11 protein-coding genes are annotated in these 13,231 nt (G+C 38.6%); all 11 read right to left on the reverse strand.

Annotated features, from left to right (window positions below; genetic code table 11):
• Position 1: 1 nt before the first annotated feature.
• Entirely contained in the window at positions 2-1,927 is a 1,926-nt protein-coding gene (locus G596_RS20460; protein ID WP_155829092.1) for a hypothetical protein, read from the reverse strand.
• A gap of 198 nt (positions 1,928-2,125) precedes the next feature.
• On the reverse strand, positions 2,126-2,473 hold the full coding sequence (locus tag G596_RS0101250; protein WP_022760010.1) for a DUF1292 domain-containing protein: 348 nt from the start codon (positions 2,471-2,473) through the stop codon (positions 2,126-2,128).
• A 12-nt stretch (positions 2,474-2,485) separates the two neighbouring features.
• Positions 2,486-3,271, reverse strand: a complete 786-nt coding sequence (locus G596_RS0101255) for a DUF6033 family protein (RefSeq protein ID WP_022760011.1) — start codon at positions 3,269-3,271, stop codon at positions 2,486-2,488.
• Between the two features lie 118 nt (positions 3,272-3,389).
• Positions 3,390-4,133: a response regulator gene (locus tag G596_RS20465; protein WP_022760012.1), complete on the reverse strand. Its 744-nt coding sequence runs from the start codon at positions 4,131-4,133 to the stop codon at positions 3,390-3,392.
• Between the two features lie 23 nt (positions 4,134-4,156).
• Positions 4,157-5,203 (reverse strand): response regulator, encoded by a 1,047-nt coding sequence (locus tag G596_RS0101265; RefSeq protein WP_022760013.1) that lies wholly within the window; start codon positions 5,201-5,203, stop codon positions 4,157-4,159.
• A gap of 15 nt (positions 5,204-5,218) precedes the next feature.
• Positions 5,219-7,213 (reverse strand): ATP-binding protein, encoded by a 1,995-nt coding sequence (locus G596_RS23335; RefSeq protein WP_022760014.1) that lies wholly within the window; start codon positions 7,211-7,213, stop codon positions 5,219-5,221.
• A 182-nt stretch (positions 7,214-7,395) separates the two neighbouring features.
• Positions 7,396-8,487: a DUF4349 domain-containing protein gene (locus tag G596_RS23340; protein ID WP_022760015.1), complete on the reverse strand. Its 1,092-nt coding sequence runs from the start codon at positions 8,485-8,487 to the stop codon at positions 7,396-7,398.
• 35 nt (positions 8,488-8,522) lie between these two features.
• Positions 8,523-10,400 (reverse strand): ATP-dependent helicase, encoded by a 1,878-nt coding sequence (locus G596_RS20480; RefSeq protein ID WP_049944828.1) that lies wholly within the window; start codon positions 10,398-10,400, stop codon positions 8,523-8,525.
• 1 nt (position 10,401) lies between these two features.
• Positions 10,402-11,871, reverse strand: a complete 1,470-nt coding sequence (gene gltX, locus G596_RS0101285; RefSeq protein ID WP_022760017.1) for a glutamate--tRNA ligase — start codon at positions 11,869-11,871, stop codon at positions 10,402-10,404.
• 35 nt (positions 11,872-11,906) lie between these two features.
• Entirely contained in the window at positions 11,907-12,155 is a 249-nt protein-coding gene (locus tag G596_RS0101290) for a ferrous iron transport protein A (RefSeq protein WP_022760018.1), read from the reverse strand.
• A gap of 147 nt (positions 12,156-12,302) precedes the next feature.
• On the reverse strand, positions 12,303-13,229 hold the full coding sequence (gene aguB, locus G596_RS0101295; RefSeq protein WP_022760019.1) for an N-carbamoylputrescine amidase: 927 nt from the start codon (positions 13,227-13,229) through the stop codon (positions 12,303-12,305).
• Positions 13,230-13,231 lie beyond the last annotated feature (2 nt).

Consider the following 13,231-nt stretch of genomic DNA (forward strand, 5'->3'; position numbering starts at 1 on the left):
TTTATTTTGTTTTACCGGCCTTTTTTACTGTCTTTTTAATCGGTTTTCCAACACCAATAAGAATTTTTACTGATCTTCCGGCGCATGCAATCTTAGTTTGATCCTTAACGGAATGCATCTTCAAATTGTCTGAAGCCGTATCAGTGTCACCAAGCACATGCCAGGTCATGCCGTCCGGAAGCTTCGGAAGCGCAAAGGTTACAGGATTCCAATGCATATTATAAGCAATATAAAAGAAATCCTGCTCTTTATCAGCTTTTTCATAAAGTCCGCAATAAAGCATTCCAATGCTGTGGCTGTAGTTTGAAAGGTCCGGTCTCCAGGCTTCTATTCCATGATAAGAAAGATCAGGGTATCCGCAGGCTTTGTAATCCATAAGCTTAAATGCTTTGGATTCATGTAAAATCTTATATTTGAATCTAAGTTTTACAAGCGCTTTCAAATACTCCGTAATACCCGGGTTGAAGCCCTTTTCTGCCTGACTCCAGTCAACCCAGCCTGTAGCATTATCCTGGCAATAAGGATTATTATTACCATCCTGGGAGTTTCCGAATTCATCACCACCGAAAATCATCGGGGTACCTTGTGAAAACATGAGCATTGTAAGAGCGTTCCGTATCTGCTTTGCTCTTAGCTCCAATATTGCCGTTTTTCTGGTTTTGCCTTCTATACCGCAGTTCCAGCTAAGGTTATTGTCGGTACCGTCACCGTTGTTTTCTCCGTTTGTCTCATTTCTTTTATGTTCATAAGACACAAGATCTGCAAGACGAAGGCCTTCATAGTCACAAATATAATTAATGCAGCCGGATTCTGCGTTATTATTAAGCATTGCTTTTATGAAGTCGCCCAGTGAATTATCATCACCCTTTAGAAATCTTCGGGATGCATACATGAAATCCGGTTTAAACTCACCAAGTGTACGAACAGCCGGTGCTTTACCGCCATATATTCTGCCGTAATCAAAACCGTAGTACCATATTTTTATATCAGATAAAGCGGGATCTGCACATACCATTCCGGGAGCCGTATAACTTCCCTTCAGATGAACACCATCGATATGATAATTAAATACCCAGTGTCTTATCGCTCCGCATACAAGATCTTCCGATGCATTGTCATTAAAATAAAACTGCATAATAACTTCTATGCCGTTTTTATGCATCATCCTGACCATATCCTTGAATTCAAGATCTGCATTCTGTGAATCCATGGCATAGGCAGTTCTCGGAGCAAAATAATAGCCTTCTTTGTATCCCCAGAAATTAATCTTCTGACGAACAGAATTGCCTTTTTGTATTAAACCGTTATCTGAAACAACAATCTTTCCGCTGGTTCTATTATCGTTAAGAAAAGATCCTTCCGGCATATTGCCGCTGTTTGAGCCGTTACCGAGCTTTGGAATATCAAGAACATTCATCTCGTAAGTCGGCATAAGTTCAACTGCCGTTACCCCAAGACTCTTAATATACGGAATCTTCTCAATAAGCCCCTTGTATGTTCCGCGCTTCTTAAGCTCAAGACCACTTGAAGGCGCTTTGGTATAACCTCTTACATGGAGCGTATAAACAAAGGAATCCTCGTATTTTGTAAGCGGCGGTTTATCCTGGCCCCAATCATACTCAGTCTCATCCAACCTGCAGCGAAGATTTTCAGGCTCTACATTTTTCCCCCATCTATCGAGTCCGTCAATATAAAAAGCATACGGATCGACAAATAGCTCTCCGTTCTCATAGAGCATATATCCAGTAAACTCATCCGTTTCGCCTACTATTTCAGAGCAAAAGACCTTACCGTATCTGCTGTTTTCCGAAAAAAGAATTCTGGTACCCTTTTTATCACTATTTCTGAAAAGGACAATACCGCAATCCTTTTTCCCCTTATATGCTGCGCAAACACGTATTCCTTTTGAAGTTCTGCTTACTCCCATTGGATAAGGCCGGGAGGCTGCCTGTTTCAGATTGTTTTTCATCATTCTTCCTTTTCAACTATACGACTCTATATTGTACCACAATTTGTGCCTGTTATGTAGGAAAGTAAATTGTATTACGTCTCAATATCAAAAAAGAGACAGTATGGATAAACCATACTGCCTCGTATTTTAAAACAATCTCGTATTATGATCTTCTCAGTCCTCAGGATCAGCCTCTATAAGCTCATCAAACTCTACATCATCTAGGTACTCGTCAAATGCGTCAGCCACAGCTTCGTACTCATCGTCATCCTCAATATAACCAAGCTCAGGCTCAGCATCCTTCGATGCTTGTTTAAATTCATAAAACCATACATTACCGTCATTATTCTGTCCGTGTTCATCAAGCGGAAGAAGAACTATATAATCCTTTTTATTTACGGTAAGTACGATCAGAACCGCGCAGGTAACTGTTTTGCCCTCATCAAGTTCAAGGTCAACCGTAATCTGCTCATCATTCTGAATTTTAGTGTTCATTTCTGTAGCGATCTCTGAAAAGATCATGTGCACCTCCGTTTAGACCGTAAAGTCAATCTTGTTGCCAAAGCCCTTGATGGGTGTAGCTTCAATCTGGCTCCAGTCTACATTTTTAATTTTCTCAAGAAGCTCGTCTACAGAGTCAGCATATATTGTAGTAACCTTCTCATAAGGAGCTTCCTTCTTTCCGTAAGGTTTGGTCCCTTGTCCCTCACGAAGCTTGTCCATCGCTTCATCCCGTTCCTTACGTTTTGCTTCCTTTGCTTCCTCAGCCTTTGCTGCTTCCTTGTCTGCGGCAACCTGCTTCTGATACTTCTCATTCTGCTCTCTGATCTTCGCAAAGAACTTTACTGTACCTTCAGCATCGATCTTCATACCAATGGAATCAATTTCCTGGCCGGACTCCTTAAGCTGCTCCTTCATCTCATCGAGCTTACCTGTCGACTCATCTATAATGCCCATATATTTATTCTTGACATCCTCATCTGCCGCCATCTGCTCTAAGATTTCAGGCTCAATCAGTACGCTGTACTCTTTTGTTCCGCGAGACATAATACTCTCGGCTTCCTCATCTGAAGAATAGTTTGACACAAAAAAGTCCATATTGCCATACTTTTCTTTGAGTTCGTCCAAAAGTTTTTTGGCGCCTTCGGATAATTCAACCCCTTCCTGGATATGTGTCTCCGAAGCAGCCTTATTTTTTTGCACGCCAATTTGAGAATCCGGTTTTTTTGCATTTTCCGTCTTCTCTGTTCCATGTTTTTTAGGCTGATAAGCACTTAGCTGGTTCACAATATTGGAACCAAGGCCATTAACCATACTCATATGAAACCCTCCTTTGCTCTTTGAATCCGTGACTTCCGTGTCACCTAGATGGATATACTACTCCAATATTTTTATCGGAAGATTTACTTAATAACTTAACAGCTAAATAAAATTTTTTTTAATTTAATCTGAAATAATTGTCTATCTTTGCATGCAGGGAAACTTTATCAATTGTCTTTAGAATATAATCCGCAGGTTTTAATGCCAGCACACGGACAATACTGGCCTTATCTCCCTTTGCAGTAAGGAACATTACTGGAATATCCTTAATGCTCATATCGCTTTTAAACATCTCCAGAACCTTAGGTCCGGGTGTAACAGGCATCTCATAATCGAGCAGAATAAGATCGGCTTTGTTCTTTGCAAGCCATGTTATTGCCTGAATTCCGGAGTTCGCCATTGAAACACGGTAGGAGTCCTTAAGCCAGTCTCTTATGGTTCTCATATAAGTTACATCATCATCAACAATCAATATGCTCTTCTTATGAGATTCCATCATCTCATCCATAAAGAACTTATTCATGGTCTCTATGAATTCATCCATCTGAAGCGGTCTTTCGAAAAAGTTCTGAACATGAGACTCCGGCAGATACTGCAAAGCTTCTTCATATTCCAATGGATTGCTGATGAAAATCACCTGCCTATGCGTTTCAAGGCATAAATCCTTCAAATAAATAAGGGATTTAGGCACAATCTCATCAAGATAATATATAAAAATATTAGCTGATTCCTCATTTTTTTTAAGATCCTCAACCTTATCAGAAGAAAAAGTAGCTTCAATACCTACATCTTTAAGCTTCATGATAAGCCCTTTTACCATAAATGTTTCATTTGAACTTATGATAGTCACGTTCTTTGCCATAGCATTCTCCGAATCTCAAAAACTTATTTTTCGTTTAAAAGCTTCTTCATATCTTCCCAGTTAAGACCGGTTAGTAATTTTTCCATCTCAGCAAATATCTTCTCATCTTTATCCGGTAATTTAAAATCTTTCATAGATTTTATAACCATGTCAGCAAGATCAAAATCCATTGCATCAATAAATTCTGCCAGAGCTGCATAAGCATCATTTAAAGCAGACTCGTCAACCGGAGGCTTTTCTTCATCAGTGTCTGTTGACAGAAATGCCAATTTATCTTTAAACGATCTGTAGTCAGAAAGTAGTTTTTCAGTATCATTTTTAATCTTTTCAATGTTATTGTTATTTCCCGCTTCTTCAAGATCCTTCGCATCCGACCACAGCGCAAGTGCACCGACTATATTTGCTGAACTTTTTAGAGCATGAACCTTTATTGTGTAGTTTTTATAATCTTCATTTTTGTAATAGTTCTCAATTTCTTCGGATTTGACATCAATAGAATTATAAAAAATCCCAACTGCGGTAAAATATCCCTCCTCTGAACCACAAAGTGATATTCCCTTTTTATAATCTATTTCAGGAATCTGTGATATTGCCTTTATAAAGTCGCTTGTACCTGAATTATCTTCCTTCTTGGGGGCAGCTTCCGGCTTTTCATCTTTCTTGGAGTTCGCCGGAAGTTTCAAATCATTTCTTATTGCATCAGGCAAATACATTATTAGCACTGCCATAAGCTGTTTAAAATCAACAGGCTTATCAAGATAATTTGAAAATCCTGCTTCCAGGCACATTTTTCCTTCTTCTGGATCATCCGGTGAGACAAGCGCTACTGTTGGTGTCGATTCATTTCTGTTGTCAATACCGCCATGAATCTGAGAAAGCGTCTGTATTCCGTTCATCGTAGGCATAAGGTAATCCATCAGAATGAGGGCATACTCATTGTTTCGAACAGCTTTTAGGCATTCTCGCCCGCCATCAGCTTCTTCCGAATCAACGCCCAGATATTCAAGGAGTTTTCGTATAAAAAATCTATCAAGTTCAGAATCATCAACTATTAAAACTTTCGCGTCCACCAGAACCTCCAAACTCTACTTTTGTATGTTTGCACGCTCCATCATAATACCGATCGCCTCATAGAGCTCTTTATCATCAAAATAATCTTCTCGCAGTTCTTCGATATTTGTTATCTTTGACTCGCCTCTTTCTCCGGTCTTCGAGTATTTTTGAGGTTTCTTCTTTTTCTTTAAATCGTTGTCATTCTTATAAACCTTGTCTTCCGGCAGGTAATTTATCAGCATTTTTTCAAGAGCATCTCCGATAATCGGTTTTGAAAGATAATCCTGGAATCCTGATTTCCTATAAACATCCCTGGCTCCGGAAAAAGCATTTGCAGTAAGTGCTATGCTGGGAGTGTCTCTGTTGATATTCTTCTCATCACTCTTTAGCCTCCACAGCATCTCCATTCCGTCCATTTCGGGCATTCTATGATCAATTAGCATAAGATCATATTTCTTTTTTGCTGTCATCAAAAGTGCTTCCTTACCGCTTGAAGCAGTTTCTATATTGATCATCGTGTCTTTCAGAAGGTTTCTCGTAACCACGAGATTGATCTCATTATCATCTACAACAAGAATATCCGCATCGGGAGCAGTAAATAATTCTCTGTAATTACTGTCATCCTCAATGATCTTATCGTATGCTACCTTGAAATCTCCTATTGGCTCAAAGCTTCTTATTTGCTGTTCTACTACAAAGGAAAAGGTTGACCCTTTTCCATATTCACTTTTTACATATAGTTCCGAATTCATAAGTTTAAGGAATTTCTGAACTATACTCATTCCAAGACCTGATCCTTCAATATTTCTGTTTCTTGTTTCTTCAAGTCTTTCAAAAGGGTCATAAAGCCTATGCATGTCCTCTTCCCTAATACCAATACCGGTATCGGAAACAGATATTTTCAGTCCTATTGAACTGTCTTTATCCAAATGCCCGCCATCAATATAGTCGACAGCGAATTCAATTGACCCATGCTCGGTGTACTTTACTGCATTGGTCAGTATATTCAAAATAACCTGTTTAAGTCTGACATTATCTCCATACAAAAGATGCGGAATCTGACTGTTTACAATAGTGTTAAATTCCAGCCCTTTATTCTTTGCTCTTTCTTCAACCATATTTACAAGTTCCGAAATCATGTCAGCCAGATCATATTCCACATTATAAAGTTCCATTTTACCGGCTTCGATTTTGGAAAAATCAAGAACATCATTTATAAGTGTAAGCAGTGTATTACTGGCTGATTTAATATTATGAGCATACTTTTTCAGCTGATTATCATCATATTCTCGTAAAATTAGCTCATCCATACCGATTATGGCATTTATGGGTGTTCTGATTTCATGAGACATCTGCGATAAAAACTGAGTTTTCGCTCCATTGGCAGCAATCGCATTAGCTTCAGCTTCCGCTGCCTTGAATCTGAGTTCCTCGAGCCTTGCATTATTCAAAGCTTCTTTCATACGCAGATTTACCAATATAAACGTACATATAGCCGTAACAAACAAAGAAGCTATTATCGCAAATATATCTCTGGAAAAGTACAATCTGCTCTTCCAGAAATAGCAAAAAACAGAAAAGCCAGTGCACAAACTCAGATCAAAAGCAACGTAAACTCTTAGCTTGTCTATATATATAGTTGAAAACATTATCAGAAAAAAGGGGAAAAGTCCTGCCGGCTGCTCCTTATAGGGAAGAATGTCAATTACTATAAGCATCACATATAAAAGCCCATAAAAAAATATCGATTCAAGCCTGCACAACCTTAGACTTAATGCCCTGTTTTTTAGTTGCTGGTTTGATACAAAAAACAAAAAGAGAATAATGAATAAAATATAATAGGTTACATGTAGTCTGAAACCCTGCAGAAGCGCTTTTGCTACTATAAGCATGATTAAATAGATGCCTACAAGTGCGATAGACATCTTTCTTTGCACCGTCATGTTTATTTTCACTATATTTTTTTCGCAGATTTCAAAATATTTTTCTTCATCATTTCTGAAATCCGCTATGGTCTCTCTGAGCATTTGAAAGACATCTCCGTATTATGCGCAGGTTACATACTACCACCAATAACTACTTTTTTTCATCATAACATTAGCGTTATTCAATAACAATAATATGAGTTATTAAAAAAGTATAAGAAAAAAATGCCCTTGGAATTTATAATTTCCAAGGGCATTTCATAAATATTAATTCATTTTTTTATTTATTTATCGGATTCATTATTGTCTGTATTTTCAGAAGTTTTATCTGTTTTGTCGGTAGTATTATTATCTGCCTGCTCGGGCTTTGGTCCGTAGGTATATGCTCCCATACCCGGTAGCGCAGTCCTCTCTGCCGGCGTCATCTTTGAAAGTCTTTCTTTTCTCTTCTTTTCAGACTTTCTGATAAGAATGATAATTATCACTATTATAATAGCCAAAATTATAATAGTGATCAGATGCGTAATAATAAGCAGGGCCAGTTCCTTAAAGAAATCAGCAACGTCGTAGCAGTTTTCGATAAATCCATCCCTTGCTCTCTCAAAGAAAGTAGGATTTTTAACGGGTTCAGGAGTATAGTCAATAACCTCTCTGACCGTCACCCTTAGAGTACTGTAGCTAATCTGATTATCATAGGTTCTGAGCTGTGATTCCATAGACTCAAGCTGATAACGAACATCCGTAAGCTTATCCTGGATAGACATTATATCTTCTATTGTATCAGCTCTCTCCATTAATGTTAAAAGCTGTTCCTCTTCAGCTCTGAGCGCATTTCTGTGGCTTTCAAGATCTGCATAGGTCAGCGTAACATCCGTTACGTTCATATCCTGAGAGACTATATTACTCTTTTTTGCAACCTCGTTAACAAATCCGGAGAGCTTTTCTTCAGGAATGCGAAGCGTCATATTGGCTGTTCTTTCGTCCGAATAATTGCTCTTTGAAGTGCTGAAGCTTTCAACATAACCACCAAGCTCATCGGTTCTGTTCTTCAGAAAATCGATGGTTTTATCAAATTCCTTGGTCTCTGTTGTCATACTCATATTTGTTATGAGTTTTCTGTTGCTCTTCTTTGAAGCCTTCTCCTCCGTAACGGTTTCGGCATTGCTACTTCCCGATTCTTCCATAGCTTCCGCGACTTCCATATCGTAATCAGCCTCATAAAGAGCTCCGTCTGCAGCTTCTTCCATAGCATAATTGCCTGCAGATTCTGCGGATTTTGAAGCATAATTTGATGAAGAACCGCAACCGGTAACAGCAAAGGTCAAAATGACAGCACCTGTAAGAAATCTGATTTTATAAAAGGATTTTCTTTTCATGATAAATGTCCCCCCCTCTTAATCTAAATTTCACTTTATTTTATCAAAATATCGTCAATATTGCCATCCCGGAATAAATCTCTTATAGGCGTTAAAAACCCGGACATTCTCATGGGATTTTCTTTTGAACCTTTTACATAGCTAAGATGCAACTCTTCTTTTGCCCTAGTCATTGCAACATAAAGCATTCTTCGTTCCTCTTCTATTTCACTGCTTGTAATACTTTTTCGTGATGGAACAATTCCCTCATTTAGGTCAGGAAGATATACTCTTTTAAATTCAAGCCCCTTTGAAGCATGCATAGTCATAACCCTTACGCCCTTTTTATCACAAACCTTAACATTCCTCATAACTTCCAAAGTTTTGTCAAGTTCTTCAATATATTCTTTTAAATCCTGATAATCTCTGAAATTTTCACATAGCTTTTCAAACTCATCAAGATCAGACATATGTCCCTCCAATACCTTTGCACTTGCGCAGAATTTATTCTTGAGATATTTATCATATCCCATAAATCCTCTTATGAAATGGACAGCGCCTTTAGGACTAAGCTTAGACATAAGCTTAAGATCTCTAAAAAGCTTTTGAACCGTAGTTGTCATATTGATTTTTGACTGCCTTGCATAAAATAGAAGCAAGTCCTTTTCCTCTATCTTTTCTTTTCCTTCGAGAGCCGCTCTTGAAATATATCTGACAGGCTTATTCATTATTCTTAAAAAATCACTTCTTTTTTGACCGTCATGGATAAATGACAGATAGGAAATCATATCCTTTACAGCTGCCTTCTCGTGAAACGCTACAACTTTTTCTTTGTAAGAGCATGGTATTCCTGCTTCACCAAGCATACCTGCAAAGGCTGTCGCCGCAACATTTGTTCTGACAATGATAGAAAAATCTGACAGCGTTACATCCTCTTTGGATACCATTTTTGCATTAGCTTCAAAGGACTTTATTTCTTTAATAATACTTTTATATTGCTCTTTTTTATCGGAAAAACTTTTTCCTGTTATTATCCCTAAATCTCCTTTTTTACCTGCCTTAATATCCTTTTTGAATCTTATCTTATTTTCATCTATGATGCTTTTCGATGCTTCAAGTATTTTCGGTGCACACCTGTAATTTGTATCAAGTATAATCTCCTTGGCATCCTCAAAATGATCCTTAAAGCCCAGCATGAGTTCAGGATCGGATCCTCTGAATCCATAAATCGACTGGTCATCATCACCAACAACAAAAAGATTCCTATCTTTACCGAGTAAAAGCTTTATAACCTCAAACTGCATCAAATTTATATCCTGATATTCATCTATCTGGATATATTCAAGCCTATCCTGCCACTTTTTCCTTACATCATCTCTTTGAAGTAAATAATCCCGGCACAAAAGCACCATATCATCAAAATCTATCAGACCTTGTTCTTTCAAAATAGCAGCATATTCCTCATAAATTTCAGGAAAGTCCTCATAAAAAGGGACAGCTTTATCCCGTTCTTCCGGGCAAAGTCCAGAATTTTTAAGTCTTGATATTTCTGAAAGCATAAGTCTTATCATCTCACTATCATAATCACGCCCATGCAAAATATGACTAAGCACTTTATACTTGTCTGTTTCTTTGATAATAGTGAGTTTATCGCTATTTAGTATATGGTAAAAAATGGAATGGAATGTTCCGAAGAGAACCTCCGGATACACGGAATTTGTTTCTTTAATAAATCTTTGCTGCATCTCTATTGCAGCAGCTTTGGTAAATGTAATCGTAAGTATCGATCCGGGGTTAACTCCCTTCCGGATAAGACTTATTATTCTTTGAATTATTACAAAGGTTTTACCGCTCCCGGGACCTGCTATTACACAAGCAGGTCCCTTATCATGCATAATTGCACGCTTTTGAGCGGGATTACAATTTAAATTCATATCAGGCTTCAAGTTTTGCAATTGAATCCTTTAATCTCTTAAGAGTCTCATCTTTTCCGATGACCTCCATAGCTTCCGTAGCGCCGCAGGGAGTCATGGCTTTTCCGGAAACAGCTATACGAATCGGCCAAAGTACATAGCCGTTCTTATATTCCTTCTCCTTGATATACTCCTGAAGTCTCGCATAGAGGGCATCATTGCTGTAATCCTCCTGAGCTTCAAGTATGGGAAGAAGATCTTTTAAAACAGAAAGCGAAGAAGCTTCATCAGTCTTCATCTTCTTATGCTTATAAATTGAAACGTCATAATCAGGCATTTCCTCGAAGAAATCGATCATCTCGGCAATATCGGGCCATATCTCGATTCTGGTCTTTATCATAGCCGCAATCTTATGAAGGTCGAGATCCTTCTTTATGACCTCTTTCATATAAGGCTCTGCAAGCTCATAGAACTTGTCATCATCCATGGCTTTCAGATACTCACCGTTCATCCACTTAAGCTTTGTATAATCGAAAACCGCAGGTGATTTGTTTATTCGTCTGTAATCAAACTTTTCAACAAGCTCCTTGAGACTCATGATCTCGGTATTATCATCCGGTGACCAACCAAGAAGTGCTACAAAGTTAACAACAGTCTCGGCAAGGAAGCCCTGTTCAACAAGATCCTCGAAAGAAGAATGTCCGCTTCTCTTACTGAGCTTATGATGCTCCTCATCAGTAATAAGAGGACAATGAATATACTTCGGAACTTCCCAGCCAAAGGCATCATAGAGTCTGTTGTATTTGGGAGATGAAGAGATATATTCATTTCCTCTGACAACATGAGTTATACCCATAAGGTGGTCATCTACAACATTCGCAAAGTTATAGGTCGGATATCCGTCAGATTTGATAAGAACCATATCATCAAGTTCCTTGTTCTCAACGGAAACATCACCATAAAGCTCATCGTGGAAAGTTGTTGTACCTTCTGTGGGATTGTTCTGTCTTATAACGAACGGCTTACCCTCAGCGAGGTTTTTCTCAACTTCTTCTTTTGAAAGGTGAAGACAGTGCTTATCGTATACACTTATCTCCTTTTTGCCGCCATTACCGTCATCTATTTCCTGTACAAGAGTTGCAAGTCTTGCCTCATCGCAGAAGCAATAGTATGCTTCACCCTTATCAACAAGCTGCTTTGCATACTCCATGTAAATCCCGGCTTTCTGTCTCTCACTCTGAACATAAGGACCTACACCTCCATCCTTATCAGGGCCTTCATCATGAATAAGTCCTGTCTTCTCCAGAGTTCTGTAGATAATCTCTGTTGCGCCTTCAACATAGCGCTCCTGATCAGTATCCTCAATTCTGAGTATGAAATCACCGCCATCATGCTTTGCAATAAGATAAGCATATAATGCGGTTCTCAAATTTCCTACATGCATTCTTCCTGTAGGACTCGGTGCATAACGCGTTCTTATTTTCTGTGCCATAGTACTCCTCAAATCCTGCTGTTATATCAGCTTTTTTACATTACCTCCGGATATTCCTTTTTCTCAAATTCAACAATAATACCGGAAGCAACATTGCGACAAAGAGCTATCTGCTTCTTTTCAACCTGAATGATTACTCCGCCGCGTTCTTTTTTATTAATTACTTTAATGTGAGACCCACCAGTGACGCCAATGGATTTAAGTCTCTTAGAATAGATAGACTGTTCGACATTTAACTCTTTTACAAGGTAAATGCCGTTCTTCTCCCCATCAGTAAGTGTCATAAATTACCTCAAAAACCTTTTCTACATATAGTATTTCGTGCCAAATGCCGTGACGCATTTAGTTTTACACTATCAGGCACAAAAAGATTTTAAAATTATATAACACCTTTTTCCAAATGAAAAGAGCACCACTTTAATGTGTTAAAGTCATTCAACAATCTCCCTGTAGCACTCAGGCCTTCTGTCGCGGAATAATCCCCATGACAAACGATTTTGCCTGATCTCATTGAAATCATATACCGCCATGATGATTTCTTCCGAAGAATCACCTGCCTGCCTTAAAATATCGCCGGTTTCATCAGTCATAAAACTGTGTCCATAGAACTTAAGAGATGAAAGCTGTCCTCCGTTTTCTTCTGAAGGAACAACATTCTCCGTACCGATACGATTAGCAGCTACAACAGGGATTATATTGGCAGCTGCATGCCCTTGCATGGTTCTCTGCCAGTGTCCTGAACTGTCTACATTAAGAATAGGCTCGGATCCGATAGCAGTCGGATACAGAATTATATCTGCCCCCTGCAAAGCAAGACATCTTGCAGTTTCAGGGAACCACTGATCCCAACAAATTCCTACACCTACTCGTCCATACGCCGTTTCAAATACGGAAAATCCGGTATCACCTGGTGTAAAATAGAACTTTTCCTGATAGAAATGATCATCCGGAATATGCGTTTTTCTGTACACACCGAGAATATCGCCATCGGAATCGATCATAGCTACGGAATTGTACATCACATTGCCTTCACGCTCATAAAAACTTATTGGCATTACTATCGAAAGCTCTCTGCATATCTGCCTGAAATGAGCAACAGCCCGGTTTTGATCTACGGGAGTAGCAAAATCATAATAATCATATCTTCTTTCCTGGCAAAAGTACTGTCTTTCAAAGAGCTCTGAAAGAAGAATTATCTGCGCTCCTTGCGAGGCTGCTTTTCTGACAAGTTTTTCTGCCTTTTTTATATTCAGTCTAACCAGTTCTTCATCTGATATTTCTGTATTGTTATAGCTTTCTCTGCCACATGCAAACTGTATTGCGGCAACTGTAGTAGAGGTGCTGTTTTTATAGGTCATCT

Origin of the sequence: Butyrivibrio sp. AD3002 (assembly GCF_000420905.1) — a bacterium.
In the GTDB taxonomy this organism is placed as follows: domain Bacteria; phylum Bacillota; class Clostridia; order Lachnospirales; family Lachnospiraceae; genus Butyrivibrio.